This is a genomic window from Acinetobacter sp. YH12023, assembly GCF_013420135.1.
Taxonomy (GTDB): domain Bacteria; phylum Pseudomonadota; class Gammaproteobacteria; order Pseudomonadales; family Moraxellaceae; genus Acinetobacter; species Acinetobacter amyesii.
In genome coordinates this window covers 68,814-91,486 of record NZ_VOYU01000005.1, presented here as the reverse complement: position 1 = coordinate 91,486, position 22,673 = coordinate 68,814, and the positions used below count along the sequence as shown (strand labels likewise).

19 protein-coding genes are annotated in these 22,673 nt (G+C 39.6%); 12 read left to right on the top strand and 7 right to left on the bottom strand.

The genetic code is table 11. The annotated features are described in order from the left end of the window. Window positions 1-5: 5 nt before the first annotated feature. The 3 genes from FTT92_RS16835 (at window position 6) to FTT92_RS07180 (ending at window position 1,802) form a co-directional block, all read left to right on the top strand. Window positions 6-482: a hypothetical protein gene (locus FTT92_RS16835; protein WP_373684102.1), complete on the top strand. Its 477-nt coding sequence runs from the start codon at window positions 6-8 to the stop codon at window positions 480-482. Next, window positions 479-658, top strand: coding sequence for a hypothetical protein (locus tag FTT92_RS16830; RefSeq protein WP_373684101.1), 180 nt, complete (start codon window positions 479-481; stop codon window positions 656-658). The genes FTT92_RS16835 and FTT92_RS16830 overlap by 4 nt, the downstream gene beginning before the upstream one ends. Window positions 659-815: 157 nt before the next feature. Further along, the gene (locus tag FTT92_RS07180) at window positions 816-1,802 is read left to right on the top strand and encodes a hypothetical protein (RefSeq protein WP_180171751.1); all 987 of its coding nucleotides are present in this window, start codon (window positions 816-818) and stop codon (window positions 1,800-1,802) included. Between the two features lie 30 nt (window positions 1,803-1,832). On the opposite strand, the gene FTT92_RS07175 is transcribed toward FTT92_RS07180, so the two are convergent. The 7 genes from FTT92_RS07175 to FTT92_RS07145 all read right to left on the bottom strand — a co-directional run bounded on the left by FTT92_RS07175 (window position 1,833) and on the right by FTT92_RS07145 (window position 11,490). Continuing rightward, on the bottom strand, window positions 1,833-3,236 hold the full coding sequence (locus tag FTT92_RS07175) for an efflux transporter outer membrane subunit (RefSeq protein WP_180171750.1): 1,404 nt from the start codon (window positions 3,234-3,236) through the stop codon (window positions 1,833-1,835). Window positions 3,237-3,246: 10 nt separating this feature from the next. Continuing rightward, window positions 3,247-5,226, bottom strand: a complete 1,980-nt coding sequence (locus tag FTT92_RS07170; protein ID WP_180171749.1) for a MacB family efflux pump subunit — start codon at window positions 5,224-5,226, stop codon at window positions 3,247-3,249. Between the two features lie 2 nt (window positions 5,227-5,228). Further along, window positions 5,229-6,581, bottom strand: coding sequence for a MacA family efflux pump subunit (locus FTT92_RS07165; RefSeq protein WP_180171748.1), 1,353 nt, complete (start codon window positions 6,579-6,581; stop codon window positions 5,229-5,231). Between the two features lie 136 nt (window positions 6,582-6,717). Next, window positions 6,718-7,701, bottom strand: a complete 984-nt coding sequence (holA, locus tag FTT92_RS07160; RefSeq protein WP_180021025.1) for a DNA polymerase III subunit delta — start codon at window positions 7,699-7,701, stop codon at window positions 6,718-6,720. A 9-nt stretch (window positions 7,702-7,710) separates the two neighbouring features. After that, window positions 7,711-8,244 (bottom strand): LPS assembly lipoprotein LptE, encoded by a 534-nt coding sequence (lptE, locus tag FTT92_RS07155; RefSeq protein ID WP_078192675.1) that lies wholly within the window; start codon window positions 8,242-8,244, stop codon window positions 7,711-7,713. A gap of 197 nt (window positions 8,245-8,441) precedes the next feature. After that, window positions 8,442-11,066: a leucine--tRNA ligase gene (gene leuS / locus FTT92_RS07150; protein ID WP_180171747.1), complete on the bottom strand. Its 2,625-nt coding sequence runs from the start codon at window positions 11,064-11,066 to the stop codon at window positions 8,442-8,444. A gap of 127 nt (window positions 11,067-11,193) precedes the next feature. Beyond that, window positions 11,194-11,490, bottom strand: coding sequence for a DUF4124 domain-containing protein (locus FTT92_RS07145; RefSeq protein WP_373684107.1), 297 nt, complete (start codon window positions 11,488-11,490; stop codon window positions 11,194-11,196). A 744-nt stretch (window positions 11,491-12,234) separates the two neighbouring features. Between FTT92_RS07145 and FTT92_RS07140 the strand changes: the two genes are divergently transcribed. The 9 genes from FTT92_RS07140 to FTT92_RS07100 all read left to right on the top strand — a co-directional run bounded on the left by FTT92_RS07140 (window position 12,235) and on the right by FTT92_RS07100 (window position 22,518). Continuing rightward, a complete protein-coding gene (locus FTT92_RS07140) occupies window positions 12,235-13,962 on the top strand; it encodes an acetolactate synthase 3 large subunit (protein WP_078192673.1) in 1,728 nt (575 codons plus the stop codon). Continuing rightward, a complete protein-coding gene (gene ilvN, locus FTT92_RS07135; protein WP_078189625.1) occupies window positions 13,959-14,450 on the top strand; it encodes an acetolactate synthase small subunit in 492 nt (163 codons plus the stop codon). Before FTT92_RS07140 ends, ilvN begins: the two co-directional genes overlap by 4 nt. Window positions 14,451-14,559: 109 nt before the next feature. After that, entirely contained in the window at window positions 14,560-15,576 is a 1,017-nt protein-coding gene (ilvC, locus tag FTT92_RS07130) for a ketol-acid reductoisomerase (RefSeq protein WP_078192867.1), read from the top strand. A 651-nt stretch (window positions 15,577-16,227) separates the two neighbouring features. Further along, a complete protein-coding gene (locus FTT92_RS07125) occupies window positions 16,228-16,668 on the top strand; it encodes a hypothetical protein (RefSeq protein WP_180171746.1) in 441 nt (146 codons plus the stop codon). Between the two features lie 131 nt (window positions 16,669-16,799). Next, complete coding sequence (locus FTT92_RS07120; RefSeq protein ID WP_257231626.1) at window positions 16,800-17,624, top strand: hypothetical protein; 825 nt, start codon at window positions 16,800-16,802, stop codon at window positions 17,622-17,624. Between the two features lie 834 nt (window positions 17,625-18,458). Further along, window positions 18,459-18,959 carry a hypothetical protein gene (locus FTT92_RS07115; RefSeq protein WP_078192670.1) on the top strand — a complete coding sequence of 167 codons (501 nt, stop codon included), beginning with the start codon at window positions 18,459-18,461 and terminating at the stop codon, window positions 18,957-18,959. 91 nt (window positions 18,960-19,050) lie between these two features. Further along, entirely contained in the window at window positions 19,051-19,779 is a 729-nt protein-coding gene (locus tag FTT92_RS07110; RefSeq protein ID WP_180093362.1) for a molecular chaperone, read from the top strand. A gap of 5 nt (window positions 19,780-19,784) precedes the next feature. Continuing rightward, window positions 19,785-22,094: a fimbria/pilus outer membrane usher protein gene (locus FTT92_RS07105; RefSeq protein WP_180171744.1), complete on the top strand. Its 2,310-nt coding sequence runs from the start codon at window positions 19,785-19,787 to the stop codon at window positions 22,092-22,094. Window positions 22,095-22,107: 13 nt separating this feature from the next. Then, window positions 22,108-22,518 carry a hypothetical protein gene (locus FTT92_RS07100; protein WP_180007213.1) on the top strand — a complete coding sequence of 137 codons (411 nt, stop codon included), beginning with the start codon at window positions 22,108-22,110 and terminating at the stop codon, window positions 22,516-22,518. Window positions 22,519-22,673 lie beyond the last annotated feature (155 nt).

Below are 22,673 nucleotides of genomic sequence, written 5' to 3'. Positions count from 1 at the left end.
GTACAGTGGCTGGTAGTGTTTTATTGGGTGCACAAACGGTTTTTTTAGCCAGACAGAGCCGTTTACATATACAAACTGTGGTGATGAACATAGAAGGCAAAGTCTGTGTAGGTCAGTTTCACCGTGCATTGTTAGCAGCAAATGAATATGTCATTTGTATTGCTAAGCAAATTGAACCCAATGCATATGAATTATATTCAGTACTTAGTCCAAAAACAGGTTTACTGCATATGCAAGTCGGAATGGGTGCAGCCGATAAACCTGCATATAAGTCAATGATGAAAGGTGGAATAGTCTGGTATGCAATTAGTGTTATTGGAGTTTTTTTAATTTTTATATTTAATGGTGATCTTACCCAGAAAATGTTTTTAATTTTAGCTGTGGCTAGTATTTTATTTTATTTTATTTTATTTTTATTTTTATTTTTATTTTTATTTTTATGTTTATTGTTAAAAATGCATTTAATTCATTACGCCATATGAATGAAAAGTCAGAACAAGTTTTTAAGATGTATGGATTTAAAAATCCAAAAGAGATTTATTTGCTGACGGCTCGACATCAAGATGATAATGCAAAATTAATATTAGAATCGGTTTATGAATACCGTAGAGCGATTGATTATGATCCTTACCCTGAGGATTATTCTGATAAGAAATGAAAAAGTCTATTTTATCTTTAATTACATATTCTGACCAAGCAAGATAATGATATCCAAAAATGGATTCGTAAATGTTTATTATCAACGGATCAGAGTATTAAAAGGTTTGATACTATTCAGCAACAAATGTTGGGACTAAAGTCGGTATATCATTAAAATGAAAAGTAAAAAAAAACATGTCTTTGGCTATGATGTTTTTAAACAAGATGTTCCTTTTTCTCAATTAGAAGAAGGAGATATTTTACTGACGACAGACAATGATTCTAAAAGAAGTCATAATTGGTCAATCTTAAAAATGAATGATGATTTTATTGAACTAATTGATCAATCCTATGCACGACTTGGAAAGGCCATCAGCCCATTATTTCTCTCATTGCCAATTATTTTATTGGCTTTATATTTAGGGATATCTCCATTTTTTGATGATTATATTAATTTTGCTGAAACAGCTTTATTTGTGTTAATTGCTGTATTTATGATTTTTTTAATTCTCTACGCTTTTCTTAGCCCATATTTTAAATACGATCATAAACAACCTATTTGTAAGCCTGTTCTTTTTAATAGAAAAACAGGTAAAGTTTTTTTCTATATTAATGATCAAGAATATATAGAAAAGAAATGGACAGATGTAGTTTATATTATGGGCAGTAGTTTTGGGTTGTCTGGCATTCCATTACGAGAGCTTCGGGCACATATCATCGAAGACGGCATCCTAAAACATACCTTTGTGATTGGCTTTCCAATGATTGGAATATTTCGTACTCAAGGTTTATGGACTTTTATTTGTCATTTTATGATGAAAGGACCAGAGGAGCTTTACCCCAAACCGCATCCTATGTACGGTACCATCGATCCGTTTACCCAACTAACCTATTGTCAAAAGGTCGTGGGTGCAAAAGAAAGTTGGAGAGATACATGGAAATCATTTCGAATTATTTATTATTATAACTGGGTTCCAGCTTTATTTGCTTATCCATTTGATGTGTGTAACTTTGTCGCACGAAGAATTTTACTGTATATCAAACCATTACCCGTTTGGCATGAAGATGTAGTGCGAAAAAACAGAATGAATTTAGAGCGCCCAGAGGAAATCAGCGCAAAAGATAATTTTGAATTTACGATGTTTAAAATGAAGGATAAATAAAAAAGCCCCTCAGGGCTTTTTTAATATAAATCAAGGCAACTGCTTAATCGGACTACCACCCAACGCCTGCATCAAAGTCACATAAGCATTGTATTGACTTTGCTTCGTCTGAACCAAAGAAAGTCGAGCATTACGTGTGGTTTCTTGTGCATCGAGTAAGTTTTTCAACGCAATGGCACCATTTCGATAACGTACTTCTGTTAAATGTTCAGTCTTCTCTGCAAGCTGTAAATTACGTTCTTGTAATGCAACTTGTTGGCTTAACTCAGTACGATTGGATAGTGCATTTTCCACATCGGTAAAAGCCTGATACAAGGTCTGACGATATTGAATAATGGCTTTTTCATAGTCTAAGTCACTAATCGCCAAATCCTTTTTCATATCGTTATATTGCAAGAACGGTAAACTTAAACTTGCACCCAATGCCAAAGCAGGATTTTGCAATAAATTACTCAAAGACGTACTGCTTGAACCTAGACTACCTGTCAGGCTAATCGAAGGATAGTAACTCGCTTTCGTTGCATCTTTATTTGCCAAAGCTTTACGCAATCTTAATTCGCTCGCTTGTAAATCTGGACGGCGAGACAACAACTCGGCTGGTAAACCCGCTGCAATCGTCGGTAATGCAATTCGAGGTAGGCGCTGCGGCTCTGAAATATTCAGTTGTTGCACAGGTTGATGTAATAACACAGCCAATGCAGTACGTGTTTCCACTTTTTGTTGGGCAATTTGGCTTAAGGTCGCTTTTTGACTTTGGACCGACTGTTCTGCTTGCGTTAGATCTAAACCTGATACGGCGCCAGCTTTATATTGCACCTTGACCAAGTCATAGATTTTTTGCGTACTGGCTAAGTTTTGCTGTGCAATACTGTAGCGCTCATTTAAATAGCCAAGCTGCCAATATAGGTTTGCTGTTGTTGCAATCAAGCTTTGGGCAGTGGCTTGTAGGTCCTGTTCAGTTGCTAGAGCTTCCCATTTTGCGGCCTCAGTCTGGCTAGCCAAGCGACCAAAAAAATCTACTTCATAACTAACGCCACCACTGAGTGATACACCTTTTGATGAGTCATCACCTGAGTTAAGGTCAAAGTTATGTCCAGTAGAGACACTTGAACTCACGCGTGGACCTTGTTTATTTTCAGCTAAACCTGCTTGTAGTCGAGCTTGCTGTAAATTAATACCTGCAACAGCAAGGTCTGTATTGGCAGCTAAAACTTGATTCACCAACTGGTTTAATTGAGCATCATTAAACAATGTCCACCATTGGTCAGCATAAGTATCTGCATGAACTTGCTGACTCATGGCTTTCGCATTTTGAAATTGCGTCGGGATTTGTGTTGCAGGGGCTTCATAAGGCGTCTTAACCACAGCGGCACAGCCGACTAAGCTACTTCCGAGAATGAAGGCGCTTGCAAGTTTAGTTAAGGTCATTTGCATCATTATTTCCTTATTCGCGAGAAAGCGCATCGACAGGGTTAAGCTGTGCGGCATTACGTGCAGGAATAAAGCCAAACACAATACCAATCATACTTGAGCAGACAAATGCAGCAACGATAGACGTTGTTGAATAGGCCATTTGGAATGTTCCACCGGCAAAATGACTAATCAATTGTCCAATACCTAAAGATAATAAAACCCCAAGCACACCGCCTAAGATACACACCAACACCGCCTCAATCAGGAACTGCTGTAAAATGTCACTTTGACGGGCACCCACGGCCATACGTACACCAATTTCTTGGGTACGCTCAGTCACAGAAACCAACATAATGTTCATGACCCCGATACCACCGACGATCAATGAAATCACCGCAATAGCAGACACCAATAAGGTCATAGTTGCGGTGGTTTGTTGAATGGTTTCACGGATACTATCGGAGTTCTGTGTAAAGACATCTTGCGCGCCATGACGTTGCACCAATAAGTTCAATATGGCGTTCTCAGCCGCAGCACTTGGGTATTCATCTTTTACGCGGACAATGATGCTGCGTACATTCGACTGACCTAACATACGACTCATAACCGTTGAATACGGCAAATACACATTCAGGCTATCTGAGTTGCCCATCATGCTTTTTTGTTCTTCGATCACGCCAATGATACGGCTCGGCACACTGCCTAATAAAATCACTTGACCCACAGGGTTGGTGCCATCTGCAAAGAAGGTATTTTTAGTATTACTATCAATCACCACATCTTGCGCTTGCTCAGTCACGCTTTCTTTATCAAAAGGCTGACCCGAAGCGAAGTTCATTCCTTTGACATAGAAGAAATCTTCACTCACGCCATTCACTGTGGTCGACGCTTCTGTGTCTTTAAAACGTGCTGTAACAGATGAATTGACTGAAGGACTAACGCCATCGACATAAGGTTGTTCCGCAAGGGCCGTCGCATCGGCTGGAACCAATGTTTTTACTTGGGAGGATCTGGAATTATCACCAAATCCACGACCTTGATACACCGTGATGGTATTGGTACCTAAACTGCTGATATTTTCTAAAATCTGCTTTTGCGAACCATTACCTAAGGCCACCACGGATACCACAGAGGCAATACCGATAATAATCCCAAGCATGGTAAGAAAAGTCCGCATACGGTGAGCATTCATGGCAAGGATCGCCATACGGAATGCTTCACCAAGACGGTCAACGGCTGAGCGCCAGCTCGAGGTTTTTTTCTGGGTATTTGGAACGAGTTGTTGCTTTTCTAAAGGTTCATCATTTGTTTCAGGCACATTGGGCTGATCTGAAATGATATTACCGTCAGAGATTTCAATAATACGCGTCGCATTTTTTGCAACATTATGGTCGTGCGTGACCAAAATAATGGTATGACCTTTGGCATTGAGTTCGCGCAAAATCCGCATCACTTCAATACCACTATTCTTATCTAGTGCACCGGTCGGTTCATCGGCAAGAATAACATCGCCACCATTCATGAGGGCGCGCGCAATCGATACACGTTGTTGCTGACCACCCGAGAGTTGGCTCGGACGGTTTTGGGTTTTTTCACCCAGTCCAAGATCGGTTAGTAGTTGCTTGGCACGTGCATTGCGTTCGGTTGCATCTGCACCGGCATAGATTGCGGGAACTTCAACGTTACCTGCAGCATTCAAATCACCGAGTAAGTGATAGCGCTGGAAAATAAAGCCAAAATATTCACGGCGTAACTGTGCCAGTTCATCTGGTTCAAGTTCACGGGTTTCACGCCCCTTGACCTTGTAACTGCCATTGGTTGGCTTATCAAGGCACCCCAAAATGTTCATGAGGGTGGATTTACCAGAACCGGACTGACCTACAATCGCCACCAGTTCACCTGGGTAAATCTCAAGATTGACCCCTTTTAGAATCTGGACGGTGTTTTCTCCGGCAGGGAATTCACGCGTCAGATTCTTGACCTCGAGTAGAGGTGTTTGATGTTGACTCATGATTACATTCTCATTGGGCCGCCAGCACCACCGCGGTTGCTGCGTTTCGCTGAATCATTTGAAGTATCAGAACCGTCGGCAATCACGACTTTGTCACCTTGTTTTAAGCCACGGATCACTTGTGCGGTCACACGGTTATTTAAACCAAGTAATACCGGTTGTGGTTGCGCAGAACCATCCGCTTGCAATACACGCACCATAGCAACGCTCGCTTTACCTTGTTTGACCAATGTTTTTTCAGCTTCAGTCAGTTCTAAACGTTTAGGACGGTTTGGAGTGTCTTTGTTCGATTTAGCTTCTGCGCTGGCTTTTTTATCAGCAGATTCATCATTTGCAGATGCATTATTACGGCTACGTTGTGGACGGTTCGAGGTTTGAACGGCTGCGGCAGGTACAGTCAAGACATTCTTGGCTTCATCTAAAATGATATACACCTGAGCGGTCATATCGATACGCAATTTACCGTCTTCATTTGGGACATCAAATAACGCATTGTAGTAAACCGCAGTACTTGAAGATGAAGAGGTGTTGTTGTTACTTTCGGTGTTAATTGAGTTCGGCGCAGGTTCAACTTGGCGCAGGGTAGCATAGTGTTTTGTTTCACTGTCGCCCAAGGTTGTAAAATAAACGTTTTGACCTTCTTGGACTTTCATCACATCGGCTTCAGAAATTTCAGCTTTAATGGTCATGGTGTCGAGTTTTGCCAATTTCACAATGGTTGGCGCACTTTGGTTGGCATTTACGGTTTGACCTTCTTCAGTCACAATCGCCACGATGGTTCCATCCATAGGTGCAACAATTTGTGTATAGCCTAAGTCTTCTTTTGCAGTCGCTAAAGTTAAACGTGATTGTTCGATTTGTGCATTAATGGCTGCAATATCAGCTTGCGCAGTTTTATAACTTGCTAGCGCAGATTCAAGTTCTGCACGACTAGTCGCGTCTTGAGCGTACATTGCTTGTTGACGATTATATTCAGCTTGGACTTTTGCAAGATTTGCTTGTTTAACTGCCAATTGCGCTTGTTGGTTTTTGATGCTGGCTTCTGCAGTTTTTAAATCATTTTCCTGACGTACCGAGTCAATACGGGCAATCAGCTGACCTTGTTTCACTTCATCACCGAGTTGCACATACATCTTTTTCACCTGACCAGAAACCTGTGCACCAACACTCACCATTTTGGTTGCTTCAAGTACACCTGTTGCAAGTACAGAGTTTTCAATGTCACCACGACTCACTTCAGCAGTAATATATTGCGGCTGAGTTTCTTTAGGTTTTAGGAAATGCCATGCAGTGACAGCGATTGCCAAAGCAACGATGATGGCTACGATCAATTTTGCTGGTTTTATTTTTGGCATGATTGGCAGTTAAAAGTTTATAAAGATGATTGAATTATAAGATTTAAATACGGATAAATTGTGAACTTTTTGAACAAACAGTAATGATAATTATTCTTTCATACTGGAATGCAAGTTATTACAGCCTTTTATTAGACTAGAAGAGTCTGCGCCCACACAAGCTGGCAATAGCTTGTTGTACCAAGTGCTCAGGATTTTCATGACCTAAACCTTTTATTGACGCGTCTAAACGAAGTAATAGGGCAGGCCAAGTCAAAAAATCGTTCGCATTTAAACGGCGTAACGCTTGTTGATACAGTCCGACTTTGGTTTTCCAAATACCGATTTGCAAGGCATTTTGTGGCTGCTCAAACAGTTGCATCAGCAAACGCATTTCCTTACTGATACTCCATAAAATCAGCGACATCGGCTCGCCTGAAGCGATTAAGTATTGAAAGATTTTTATCGACTGTGCCAAATTGCCTTGCAGCATGGCATCATTTAAATCGTAAGTGGTATAGCGTGACTGATCTTGTAAGCAAGAGTACAGATGATCAATCTGAATCATTTCAGCTTCAGGAAAAGTATCTGCGACACGCATTAAACTATTTTTTGCAGCCAGTAAGTTGTGCTCATGATGCTGTTCTAGCCATTGCCAAGCATCATTGGCGAGTTTAATGCCGAGCTTTTGTGCTTCAACGGCCAAAATTTGCTGACGATCTTTAGGGTAGTTTGCAGTCAGTGCAACATTGACTCCATTGGCATCAATGGTTTGGAAGAAACTGGTCTTTAAACTCGCACTGTCTTGCTTCGGCATGACCACGAGCAGCAAGTTACTTTCATTTTGCTGCAAATAGCTTTTTAACAATTTTAGTCCATTGGCATCGGGTTTAATGCTGCCATGTGCCTCAATTGCCAGTTGACTGGAAAATAATGACAAGCTATTTAAAGCATTAAAGACATGTTTCCAATCAGCAGCAGAGCTAATGTCATACCGTTGACGCTCGACTTCTCGAGTGTTCCAACTCTTACGAAATGCATCCAGGAGATTTTGTTCAAGTAAAGGCTCTTGACCATGCAGCACCCAGGCACCTTGCGCTTCATCTACACGTTTTAATGCCTGAAGATAGTCAAGTTTCATAAATCAAAATTACTCAGCTTTGGTTGGTGCAGTTAGTGGGTTCGCTTTTGGTAAACGGTTTGATGAAATTTGGCGCACGATCTGTTGTGCAATGTCATCAATAATCACTTGTTTTAAATATTTTTCTTCTTGGTCATCGGTGTTCACGGTTGCTACGTCGTATTGGTAGCTACGTGTTGCCATCAATGTGCGGGGTTCAGTCACAGGGTTGCCTTGGGCATCTTCAATTTGGAACGTCACATTCAAGCGCAGTAAAGTTTCAACCAATTTACCATTGAGTTCTAAACGTCGCGGAGTGTAATCCAACACATGTAAGACATATGCATTTTGATTATTACTCAATTGCACGCCTGCAGAACCTAAATAAATCGCTAACTTTTCATGTAAGTCATCTGTATCTTCAGGAAGTGCCAATCGCATATTGGAATAGGCTACAGGTACAGCAGCAGGGTTGGTGCCTTTTAAATGAAAACCACAACCGACCATGCCTGCGCTCAGGCCCATAGTTAATACAATTGCAGCAACACGTTGAACCAAGTGCATAAAGTGTCCTCTGTTTCCCGAAGGGATAATGTTGAAATCCTGTGTGGATTGTAAAGTCAAAGCCCGTTGACTCGCAACGGGCTTTGTTTGGGAATTGTGAAATCCTTTTGTTCCCTCTCCTCATAGGAGAGGGTTAGGGAGAGGTTAATTACCCTCATCCCAACCTTCTCCCAAAGGGAGAAGGAAATATAAGGAATTTAAACCACCAAGTTCACTAATTTATTCGGCACCACAATTTCTTTCTTGGTTGGACCAGTCAAGAATTGTTGAACTTCAGGTAATGCTTTTGCTTGGGCCAAAATGTCATCTTTAGAGGCATCGACAGACACTTCTAATTTGCCACGAAGTTTACCGTTCACTTGCACTACAATCGTTTGTGTATTGCGAGTCAGCGCAGATTCATCTACAGCAGGGAAGCGTGCTGATGTTAATTCGATACCAAACTCAGCCAATAAGGTTTGGCTTAAATGTGGTGCAAACGGAGCCAGTAAAGTTAGAAGGGTAATGATTGATTCACGTGCAACGGCAACGTCGTTGTCATCTTTCGCTTCAAACTTATTGTTTGCATTCAAAAGTTCCATCATCGCAGCAATCGCGGTGTTGAAGGCGTGACGACGTGCAATGTCATCACCCACTTTTTGAATGGTTTCGTGTGTTTTACGACGCAAGTCTTGTGCAGCGGTAGATAGTGTCGCTTTCTCGATGTTTGCAGCAGAGTTGCCTTGTTCAAGGAAACCAGATGCTAGGCGCCATACACGTTTTAAGAAACGGTTTGCACCTTCAACACCTGCGTCAGACCATTCTAGTGATTGATCTGGTGGCGCAGCAAACATCATGAACACACGCGCAGTATCTGCGCCGTATTGATCAATAATCGCTTGCGGGTCGATACCGTTATTTTTCGATTTCGACATTTTCTCTTGACCACCAACGATAACGTCCTGACCATCTTCTTTATATTTAGCAGAAGTGATACGACCTTTTTCGTCTTTTTCAAGTTCGATGTCAGCAGGGTTAAACCAAGTCTTCTTACCTGAATCAGCTTCACGGTAGTAGGTATCCGCAAGCACCATACCTTGAGTAAGCAAGTTGGTGAATGGCTCGTTACCTTGTACCACACCTTCATCACGCATCAATTTGTGGAAGAAGCGTGCATAAAGTAAATGAAGAATTGCGTGTTCAACACCACCGATGTATTGGTTCACAGGTAACCAAGTTTGACCCGCTTCAGGTTTCACCATACCGTCAGTGAAATCTGGAGATGCATAGCGTGCATAGTACCAAGATGATTCTACAAAGGTATCCAAAGTATCTGTTTCACGACGAGCATCGCCACCACAGCATGGGCAAGTGGTTTCATAGAACTCAGGCATTTTGTTGAGTGGATTGCCTGAACCGTCTGGAACCACGTCCGTTGGCAATACAACTGGAAGTTGTTCTTCAGGTACTGGAACCTGACCACATTTTTCACAGTTGATCATAGGAATTGGACAACCCCAATAACGCTGACGAGAAACACCCCAGTCACGTAAACGGAATTGAACTTTTACATTTGCAAGCTTTTGAGGCTCAAGTTTTGCAAGGAATGCATCGAATGCGCCTTGGAAATCTAAACCGTCAAATTCGCCTGAATTCACCAGTTTGCCTTCTTTAGAACCGTACCATTCTTGCCAAGTGGTTGTGTCAAAGTCTGCATCGTCTGCACCTTTGGCATCAATCACTTGCTTGATGGTTAAGCCATATTTGTTGGCAAATTCGAAGTCACGTTCATCGTGTGAAGGCACTGCCATCACCGCACCTGAACCGTAAGACATCAAGACGTAGTTTGCGATCCAAACAGGAACTTCTTCACCTGTAACTGGGTGCTTAACTGACAAACCTGTTGCCATGCCTTTCTTTTCAGCAGTCGCAAGGTCTGCTTCAGCAACAGAACCCATACGGCATTCTTCAATAAATGCAGCAAGCTCTGGATTGTTTTCCGCAGCTTTAAGTGCCATTGGGTGCTCTGCTGCAACTGCAACATAAGTCACACCCATTAAGGTATCAGCACGAGTGGTAAATACAGTTAAGCCATCTGCATAAACGTCTGGATTCGCTGAAGGGAAGGTAATTTCCATACCCTGTGAGCGACCAATCCAGTTACGTTGCATGGTTAAAACTTGCTGTGGCCAGCCGTCTTTTAATGTTTCTAAATCGTCAAGTAATTCTTGCGCATAGTCAGTGATGCGGAAGTAGTACATTGGAATATCACGTTTTTCGACCAATGCACCTGAACGCCAGCCACGACCATTTTCAACTTGTTCATTCGCCAAAACAGTTTGGTCTACAGGATCCCAATTCACTGTAGAAAGCTTACGGTAAATTAAGCCTTTTTTATAAAGCTGAACGAATAACCATTGTTCCCATCGGTAGTATTCCGGTGTGCAAGTCGCGAATTCACGATCCCAATCTACAGAAAGACCTAACTTTTTAAGCTGATTACGCATGTAATCAATGTTTTCAAAAGTCCATTTTGCAGGAGCGACTTGATGGGCAATCGCCGCGTTTTCAGCAGGCAAACCGAAAGCATCCCAACCCATGGGTTGTAGCACAGTTTCACCTTGTAAACGGTGGAAACGGCTGATCACATCACCAATGGTGTAGTTACGCACATGACCCATATGCAGTTTGCCACTTGGATAAGGGAACATAGAGAGGATATAACGACGTGGTCCTTCTACTTGGTCGGCAACTTTAAAGGCTTTGCGATTTTCCCAGTCTTGTTGGACTGTAGGTTCAATCGCACTGGCTTGATATTCAGGGTCAATGTGAGTAGTAGTCATAAACGTAAATAGAAATAACGGTTAAAAAGTTTGTGCTACAGCATAGCGCAAAATACGCCTAGAGTGAATTTTGCGATGCTGTGTAGATGTAAATAATTTAAGTCAAAATTGAAGGCTTTGGCGTAAATTATTGTGGTGCGGAGGCTACGGCTTGACCTTGGCGGAGCGCTGCATTGGCTTCGCGTTGTTGTTCCGCCAGTTGCTCATTTTGTTCATTCGACTGTTCGGCTTCACGTGAAACCTCTTGTTGATTTTTGGCTGGAGCAGATTGCGTAGTCGTTGTTGCACCATAGGTATTCACTTTACCTTTACGCTGCGCATTTTTTGGCGGTGGCGTGGTGGTGTAATGCGTTGAACCTTTTGCATCCACCCACTTGTAATATTCTTTCGCTGAAAGGTCCAAACTGGTCAGGCAAAATGCCATGCTAGATAAAATACAGGCAGTGCGAGCAATCGTCGTCTTCATCATAAATTCAGTCCCATAGTTAGAGTGATCATGCAAAATTATGCTGAAAATTTTGCGCTTTTTTGACAGTAGAATCTATGCATTTTTTAGCACAAAGGATAAAAGGGACATCGCGTGGGATGAATAACTTTGTGAATGATGAATTGGGGGATTTATAAGCAATAAAAATATTGGATTCTTATCATTTAACCTATGCAGCAACTTCAATGTAAGGCAATTGAATTAAAAACATACATCCATTCATTTAATTTATTTATTAGATTTATAAAAGTATTTTATTAAATACATGCTAACTGGTTATAAATAAACAAACTACAAAGAATACGAAGAAAGAGAGGGTGCTTAAAAAACAAACGGTCTGTAAGTAATCAGAAAAAAGCCGATTTTTAAACTTGACTTTAATGGTTGAAACTACAAAAATGCTGTCTTTAGTTTTATATGCCTTAGATCGATCACCCTTCGAATGAGTGCATTTTAGCAATGGACTTCTTCTCTAGCCGAGACGTTGAACAAAGCCAACAAAATATGTTTATCCCAACATGTTTTAGACCCCATATTGCTCAAACAGCAAGCAGGTCAGATTTTTTTCTTATTGCTATGAAAACTATGAAATTTGTGTGCTATAACAGAGCACACAGTTAATGAATTAACCACGACAAATGCCCTCCATTTGTGCGTGAAAAAAGATTAGGGTGAATCACGTTGGAACTTTTATCTGGTGGTGAAATGCTTGTTCGCGCTTTAGCGGACGAAGGCGTTGAACATGTTTTTGGATACCCAGGCGGCGCAGTACTGCATATTTATGATGCGCTATTTCAACAAGAAAAAATCAATCATTACCTAGTGCGCCACGAGCAAGCTGCTGGTCATATGGCTGATGCTTACTCACGTGTCACAGGTAAAACAGGTGTCGTATTGGTGACATCTGGTCCTGGTGCAACAAATACCGTAACTCCAATTGCAACTGCCTATATGGACTCAATCCCAATGGTGATTTTGTCAGGTCAGGTTGCAAGCCATCTTATCGGTGAGGATGCGTTCCAAGAAACGGATATGGTCGGTATTTCGCGCCCAATCGTAAAACACAGCTTCCAAGTACGTCATGCAAGCGAAATCCCTTCGATTATTAAGAAGGCATTTTATATCGCTTCAAGTGGTCGTCCGGGTCCTGTTGTCGTTGATATTCCAAAAGATGCAACGAATCCTGCAGAGAAATTTGCTTACGAATATCCTGAAAAAGTGAAAATGCGTTCGTATCAACCGCCGCATCGTGGTCACTCAGGTCAAATTCGTAAAGCAATTGATGAATTGATTCATGCTAAACGCCCAATTATTTATTCAGGCGGTGGTGTGGTTCAAGGCAACGCTTCTGCACAGTTGACAGAACTTGCACATTTATTGGGTTATCCAGTAACCAGTACTTTAATGGGTCTTGGTGCGTATCCGGGCAATGATGAACAATTCATTGGTATGTTGGGTATGCATGGTACTTATGAAGCCAATATGACCATGCACAATGCAGATGTGATTCTGTGTGTAGGTGCGCGCTTCGATGACCGTGTAACCAATAACCCAGCGAAATTCTGTCCAAATGCGAAAGTCATTCATATTGATATTGACCCAGCAACGATTTCAAAAACAATTATGGCGCACATCCCAATTGTGGGTGCAGTAGAGCCTGTATTGACTGAAATGTTGGCGCAATTAAAACAATTGAATGTGTCTAAACCAAATCCTGAAGATATCGGGGCTTGGTGGAAACAAATCAATGAATGGCGCCAAGTTCATGGTTTGAACTATGACAAACCAACTGATGGTTCGATGAAGCCACAGCAAGTTGTTGAAGCGTTGGATAAAATTACCAATAGTCAAGCCATCATTACTTCAGACGTTGGTCAACACCAAATGTTTGGTGCGCTTTACTACAAATACACACGTCCACGTCAATGGATCAACTCAGGTGGTCTAGGAACCATGGGTGTAGGTTTGCCATATGCTATGGCAGCTAAACTTGCCTTCCCAGATCAACAAGTAGTGTGTATTACTGGCGAAGCATCGATTCAGATGTGTATCCAAGAACTATCTACATGTAAGCAATATGGCTTGAATGTAAAAATTCTATGCTTGAATAACCGTGCATTAGGTATGGTTAAGCAATGGCAAGACATGAACTACGAAGGTCGTCACTCAAGCTCGTATGTTGAGTCACTTCCTGACTTCCCTAAATTAATGGAAGCGTATGGTCATGTGGGTATTCAAATTGACCATGCAGATGAACTCGAGTCGAAGCTTGCTGAAGCGATGGCGATCAATGACAAGTGCGTGTTTATTAACGTGATGGTTGACCGTTCAGAGCATGTATATCCAATGTTGGTTGCTGGCCAGTCAATGAAAGATATGTGGTTAGGCAAAGGAGAGCGCACACAATGAGACATATTATCTCTGTACTTGTAGAAAACGAAGCAGGTGCGCTTTCACGTTTGGTAGGTTTATTCTCTCAGCGTGGTTATAACATTGAGACATTAAACGTAGCGCCAACAGAAGATCCGACGCTTTCGCGTTTGACTTTAACCACGTATGGCGATGAGCATAAAATTGAACAAATCACCAAACAACTCAACAAGCTTGTCGAAGTTGTTAAAGTTGTTGATTTGTCTGAAGGTGCTCATATTGAACGTGAATTGATGTTAATTAAAGTCAAAGCACTTGGTTCAGCGCGCGCAGAAATTAAACGTACTGCGGATATTTTCCGTGGACAAATTGTAGACGTAACACCAACGACATATACCATTCAAATCGCAGGTACAACTGAAAAGATAGATGGTTTTATTGATGCCTTAGCTGAAAATACAATTCTAGAAGTTGTACGTTCAGGTGTTTCAGGTATCGCACGTGGCGAAAAAGTTTTAACTATCTAATTTTATATTTTCACCTCACTCCTATGGGTGAGGTACTTGAAACGTGAATAATCAAACAGAATCACGTTATCAAGTTAAAGGAAACAAAAGCATTTTAGCGGAGACAGCAATGCAAATTTTTTACGATAAAGACACAGACTTATCTATCATCCAAGGCAAAAAAGTAGCAATCATTGGTTATGGTTCACAAGGCCATGCTCATGCGCTTAACCTTAAGGATTCAGGCGTTGATGTAACTGTTGGTCTACGTGCTGGTTCTACTTCTTGGAAAAAAGCTGAAAATGCTGGTCTTAAAGTTTCAGAAGTTCCTGCTGCTGTAGCTCAAGCTGACTTAGTTATGATTTTGACTCCAGATGAGTTCCAATCACAACTATACCGTGACGTAATTGAGCCAAACATCAAGCAAGGTGCAACGCTAGCATTTGCTCATGGTTTCTCTGTTCTTTATAACCAAGTTGTTCCACGTGCTGACCTTGACGTAATCATGGTTGCTCCAAAAGCACCAGGTCATACTGTACGTTCAGAATTCCAACGTGGTTCAGGTGTACCTGATCTTATCGCTGTTCACCAAGATGCTTCTGGTAATGCACGTAACGTTGCGCTTTCTTACGCTTCAGGTGTTGGTGGCGGCCGTACTGGTATTATCGAAACTTCATTCCGTGAAGAAACTGAAACTGACCTTTTCGGTGAGCAAGCAGTTCTTTGTGGTGGTGCTGTTGAATTGGTTAAAATGGGCTTCGAAACTTTGGTTGAAGCTGGTTATGCACCAGAAATGGCTTACTTCGAATGTCTACACGAACTTAAATTGATCGTTGACTTAATGTTCGAAGGCGGTATCGCGGACATGAACTACTCGGTATCAAACAATGCTGAATATGGCGAATACGTAACTGGTGTTGAAGTAATCAACGAACAGTCTCGTGAAGCAATGCGTAATGCACTTAAACGTATTCAATCTGGCGAATACGCGAAGATGTTCATCCAAGAAGGTGCGTTGAACTATCCTTCTATGACTGCTCGTCGTCGTCAAAACGCGGCGCATGGTATCGAAGTAACTGGTAACAAGTTACGTGCGATGATGCCTTGGATCCAAGCGAACAAAATCGTTGATAAAGAGAAAAACTAATTTCTTGAATCAATTGATTTGAATACGAAGACCCACTCATTTTGAGTGGGTTTTTTAATATCTAAAGTTACTTGCCTTAAAAATAGAAAAGTAGTGCTCTCATTCCTTACGCGTCACTCAAAACAGTGTGCTGCCTCGTTGTACTTCGTACAAAACAATGTTTTGTACTCGTTCATACTTTGGATCCAAGCGAACAAAATCGTAAGCAAAGAAAAGAATTTATTTAATTATCTTTTGAGTTTTATGCTACAAGGAACCCAATATTAGCGTGGGTTAGAATAATGATTTTATATAAATATGTGAGTTTTGAAGCTGCTTTAACGATTTTAAAAACAAAATCTCTAGGTTTTCACATTTAGAAGATTTTAATGACCCATTTGAATGCACTGGTTTTGGTTTTTATGATTTGGATGTACCGACATCGGTAGCAGTAGGGCATTCCGAAATCAGTTTTCTAGAAAGTATGTGATTTAAAGTTTGACTAGAACTGCTTTAAATCTACTCATCTGGTCACATTATGGGGATAGTTAAAAAAGGTGTTGTGATCGGAATAGACACATGCAAAGCAGGCCTTGAAGATGGTGATCAATTTATTATTCCTTCAACAAAAGGGGTGTTGAGATATTTAAAAACAGCGCGAAGCAGGCCAATGTGGCAAGTGTTGAAAAATTAATGTCGGTAGGAAATTCTAATATTTTAAATTGGGATAATGAAGAAGTTTTAATAAAGCATGGTTTGCTTTATAAAATGCAGGAATGGGCATACAAAGAGGAAGTACGTATTGTAAAAAATATTAGCGATGCTCAATTCGGGTATCACTTTTCTACAAAAATACATGCATATATCAATGACCAACTTTGGCAAAGAGTCCAATTGCAAACGCGTCCAATTTATACGTTAAAATTGCCTGAAGAAGCCTTTGTTGAAGTATATGTTGGGAAAAATGCATATATTGATCTTAGAAGAAAGCAAGAGCTTGTGAAGCCAGTAATTGATCATAAGGTAGATCAGTTTGAATTGCTGAAAGATCTATGTATTCAATTTAATATTGGTTTGAAATGTATTTCATTAGATTTGGAAACTTGGCTTTAAAAGCGACTCCAATTTAATCTGATGATTTGAGTTGTAGGTGGTTTCAAAACTCCTATATTTGTGTCATCTGTGTTGAATTTAGGTTGTGATAGAGTAGGCATTATTCATGCTGCATGGAGTGTGTAATTGCAATGAAAATATCAAAAATCTCTCTTTTACTCGCTCTTTGTCTACCAGTGGTGAGTTTTGCACAAGAGGCAGATATAACACTGCCTGAGTTAAAGCCTTTACCTGATGTTCGGATATCCATGCAGCGGATGCTTCGCTCGACTGAAGGACGCTATTTCTTAGATTTGTATGCTGGTATATGGAATCCGCATGGGACTTTGACTGATCTGCAAGAGCCCAAACAAATTAACTTTAAAGGGACTCAAAAAGCTGATTTTATAGATCTGAATTCAGTCAATGTTGTGACTGAACAAAGTGCGGCAACTGCTTATCGATTGGCAGGAACCTTGAATGCAAATACAGGCTCGTTTAAAGCTGAACTGATGGAAAAAACGGCATCACCATCTACAAGTTATCTACAGTTTGAACCTGCGTTTAAAGCAGTAGATAAACCTATCCTGTTGTTTAAGTTCTATGGAGTGCAATCCGCAGATCAGCCTTATGGCAAATCTCTAAAGCGCGTAGATGTAATAAATAAGTCAAATGGCGAGGTACTACAGTCATTACAAGGCTTTAATGCCTTTGGGAATAGTATGGGATTCTTAGATGTAAACTTTGATGGATACTATGATGTTGTACTCTCAGACACTTCTGATGGTCGAAAAATAGAAGATAAGCGATTTATTTATTGGATGTACAATCCTAAAACGAAGAATTTTCAACGCTCACCGCAATTGGAGAAAATTGCTGGCTTCCCAAAATTAAAAGGAGAGCTGCAGCAGATCGACTTTGGATCAGGTCAAATCTTTCGAGTCGATCAAGGATTGCTTTATCCAGTCAGTGAGTAAGTTAAATTTTTTAAAAAGCCCCATAACTTGGGGCTTTTTTATTTATAGAATTTTCTAAAGAAGAATTCAGGCAGTTTTAAAAGAGGTAGTCCGTATTTTGAATAAAAAAGCAAAGTAAAATGAGTGTTGAAAGAGAGGCGGTGAATTTCTATATATGTGATAAATCACGTAATAAATGAGATTCTAAAAATTTGAAAAACAAAAACTGAAATTTCAATAAAGAAAATATGATTTACAAAAGCTTAACATTGGAAACTAAGACGTGTTTCAAAACCTGTAATTTAATACAAAGGCTCAGTATTTGGTGACGTAATTCTTGTATTGCGTTTCAAAAGACATACCTGAAAGTAGTGATTATATATTTAAGATTCTATTTAAAATTTAAATTTAATCGGTCTTTACTATTAATATAGTTGAATATTCATGTAATATTGTTTTGTTTGAAAATTATTTTGAACTATTTCACAAATATTTGATGAAATATGTAACAGCCTATATTATTTTTAATGTTACTAAATTTAATAAAAACAATTAGATATAATATACCAAAAAATAGGGATATGAAAAAAATCCCCAAAATTTGGGATAAAGAGAAAAATTAAATAAAAATATAAAAATTAAAAATATTTAATATATTACAAACATATAATTTAAATATTTGTAAAAAATAATATTACATGAATATTCGTGTGAAATTTCCATATTGGGTTCTTTTTTTCTCAACATGATTAAGAATGAATCAGCACCTAGGGAAAGTAAGATTAATTAGTTTTTCTTAATAAATATCCTTTGATGCACATACTAATAAATCTCATATGAGAATGGAGAAGTGAAATGTCTACATCTAAAATTTTAACCGCAGTACTATCTGCAACATTGTTCGTAGCACTTCCAGCAACATCTGCAATCGCTGGTGGTAAAAAAGAATCTAAACAATGTGGCGGTGCGCCGTGTGAAGGCGAAATCGACATCGAGTTACAGATTCTGAAAGCATGTGAGCTTTTGGTAGGTAAAGACATCAAACTCGTTGAAGACAGTTATACAGGTGCTAGTAGCTTTCAAGTTACAACAAACACTCCATATACACTGAATTTATCTACAATGAATGCAGGCACAAGTGCAGATACTTTTGTAAAACATGAAACGACTACTGATAAAGTAGCTACAAAAATCACGACTACAAAAGGTGGTGTGAATTATCCAATCGGCTCTACACCTGTAGCTGGTATGAGTGTTGATAACTTCACAGTATCTGTTGCTCCAAAAACTGCAATTTCAGCGACTCAACGTGCTGGTACATACAAAGATACTTTATATATTAAAGTAGCTTACTAATCCAAATTTAGGGAGTTGATTCTACACAGTTAGGGTCAACTTCTTTTTATTTTGAATTGATAATAATATTTAAATGTACTGGGGTGAGTATATGAAAAGTTTATTCAAAGTCGTTTCATTAAGTTTAATGACTTGCTTATTGAGTGCACAAATATTTGCAGGTATTTCAATTAGCCCTGTGCAATTATATTTAACCGATAAATCTAAACAACGCAGTGCGACATTTACTTTGGAATCGAAAGGGGATGATGAGACACCACGTATTTTTGAAGCTAAAGCATTTAAATGGACTCAAAATGCTGCAGGTGAAGATATTCTTTCACCTGAATCCAATATTATTATCAATCCGAAAAATTTCATTCTAAAACCAAACTCAAAACAAATGGTTCGTGTGGGTTTTACTCAATCTGTAGAGAGTATGAATCTACAACAAGAAGAAGCATGGCGTATTATTTATACTGAGCTACCTCAAGTGACGAACTCTGAATCGAAAATTGCACTGTTATTAAGTATTAATGTGCCATTTTTTGTCGGCAAACAAGAACCCGCTTATTTAAAATTTATTGCCAAAAAAATGAATGGTCGCACCATTATTCAGGTTGAAAATTTAGCAAAATCACACATTCAAATCCAAAAACTTTATGTCATCGATAAAAGCAAGAAAACAGTCGCTGAATCTTCCGATATGAAATATTTATTGGCATTAGGTAAAAACCAATACGACATCGGGAATGTTTCTTTACAAGGCGCTAGTAATTATAAAGTCGTTGTGGAAACAGATAAAGGTGACACTCCTTTGGAGTTTAATTTAGTTGAGTAGTGGCTATGAACAGAATTACATTGCTTCTATATTGTATTTTATGTGCTAATTCTGCTCATGCAGAAGCCGTTGATATGCCTGATGATTTGTTTCCAACCAGTATTTGGGTAAACGAAGTAGACCGCAAGAGCGAAGTATTATTACTGACTGAAAATAACAAGTTTTATATAGAGTGCGCAGATCTTGATAAGCTGCAAATCAAAGTAGAAATTCTGAAACGACATGCAACTAAAAATTCATTTTGTTTGGTAACGGATCAAGATATTCAATCTGGATTTGATCCTCAATTGCAAGCTATCAAAATTAATCTTCCATCAAAATATTTCTTTGGGCTAGAAACTGATACCTTAATCAGCCAGCCGACGCCTGCAAATTTTGGTGCATTTCTTAATTATGAAATGCATTTTGAAAATAATACTCAACATAATAATTTTGGTGTGCTACCTGAACTGGGCGTGTTTAAAGACAATTGGATTTTAAGAAATAATGCCTTTTATCGAAATAATAAAGGTGATGATTATCGTGAAGAAAAATTCGTCAGGTTAAATAGTAGTCTTGAGTTTGATTTTTCTAAAAGTGCGACCAAACTGGTTATTGGTGATACGACCTCTGTATATAGTGCATTAATTCATGGTGTGCGATTTGGTGGTTTGAGTTTTGGTACAGACTATACGTCACGCCCAGATTTTGTGTATTGGAATATTCCAAGTCTAAAAGGCAGTGCGGTTTTACCTTCGACTGTTGATTTATATATTGATGGCGTAAATATTTATCAGAAAAAGATTTCACCTGGAGATTATAACTTACAAACAGGTGCCAATATTGAAAGTGCCGGTACAGCGCAAATGGTTGTACAAGATGTATTGGGGAATACTACTGTTAGAAGCTTCCCGGTATTAATTAGTAGTAAATTGCTTAAAGAAGATTTAAATGATTACAACATATCATTAGGGAAACTACGCTTCAGTTATGACGAAGAAAATAGTGATTATCGCGATTTTTTTAGTTCAGCCTATTGGCGTAGAGGTGTCACCAGTCGTACCACGTTGGGTGCAAGTGCAACCTATAGTGACAAAGTAAAAAATGCAGGACTGCTATGGACGCAAGCGGTCAATCGATGGTTTGTTTTAGACAGTATTTTTTTAGGCAGTAAAACCGATGACGACGATGGCTATTCTGCTGGTTTTGCTATCAGTCGTAATTTCGGGAAACTCAATTTTGGTGTGAGTTCTCGTTACGCTACAAATGATTATCGGGCGTTGGGTTATGAAGATAATCATATTTTTCCAAAATTTGAAAATATGGCGTATTTGAGTTTTGCTAATTTTCCATTCTTTCAAAATTTAAACCTGAACTATATCGAACAAACCCAGTATGAATCTAATGATCCTTTATTTGAATTAGAGGATCGCAAAATGCTCACAGTGGGTGTGAGTCGCGAAATCACACAGAATTTAATGTATACCGCCAATTATTTTAAAGAATTTGGTGATAGCGATGACTCAGGTGCCTTTATTACATTTTCTTATAATTTTGGTGGTGGTAAACGTATTCAGGCTGATGCAGGTACCAATAAATCCGGCGGTGTACGTTTCATCCAAAATGCATTTGGTGAATATGGTGCAAATTATGCGCTCGGTGTGGATTATCGTAATGATGAAACGGTATTAAATGCCTATGGTGGTTTGTCCACTAATGTTGGTGATTTAACCTTGAGTCATCTCTATAGTGAAAATGATTCAACAACCCAGGTTGGCTACCGTGGTGCTATGGTGTGGTTGGGCGGTCAATACGCATTGACCAGTTTTGTAGATAATGCCTTTGCTTTAGTGAATGTTGGTGGTCGTGAAGATATTGATGTCATGCGATCAATGTCTCCAGTCGCGAAAACCAATAAAAAAGGCTATGCCTTTGTACACGATATTGTTCCTTATATTAATTACGATATTTCATTTGATGAAAATCAATTGCCGATCGAAAGCAAAGTTCCAAATGCTGCACATCGTTTAGTTGCGTTAAGACAGCGTGGTTATAGCATTAATTTTTCAGTATTTGATACACAACAAATATTGGTCAAAATATTGGATGAACAAGGTCATCAATTTGTTGCAGGAAGTGAAGTTGCAATTGATACCCCAGAAGCGGATGTTTATCCAGTGGGTTCAGATGGCACGGTGATGTTATATGGTTTGGTTGAAGGCTACTACAAGTTGACGGTGAGGACCAGTGGTGGTCGATCTTGCCAAACAGCATTAACAGTGCCGAAAAAGGTAGAAAACCAAACTCCTGAATTAATTACATTGCAGTGTAAATAAAGGAGTATTTCCAATGAAAAGTATTTTACTCATCTCAGCAGCGTTATTTAGTTCAATGACATTTGCAGCACCGAGTCGTTGTGAAATGGGACGAATCAGTGAAACCAATATGCGCTTGGCGAATTACTATAATAGTCAAGCGGCAAGTTCATTTAGTGTCGATTGTTCCGGTAAATACCGCATACGCTTTAATAGTCGTAATTTGCAGGATACTTCGGGCAGTAGTTTTGTGACGAATGGCCCGATTAAGCTCAAAACACGGATGACTGTTTCAGGTGCGATGGAAAATTTGTGGAATGTTTCTACAGAGCAAGGCGCTGGCAAAAATAACTATGTGATTGCTGTGCGTTTGGTGGAGCGAGTGAATGCAACGACACCTGCAGGAATCTACCGCGATACAGTCTTTGTAAATATGGTGTTTTGAGTTGCTTAGCGACAAAATTTATTTCAAGCCCAAGGTAGCTATATGCGGAGTGCTGATTTCGTTCATACCGCTAGATTGAAGCTTGATGATAGATATTTAGGTGAATCTTGGGCTTTAATCTAAGTAGCTTAATTTTCTGCTATGCGTATAAAGTC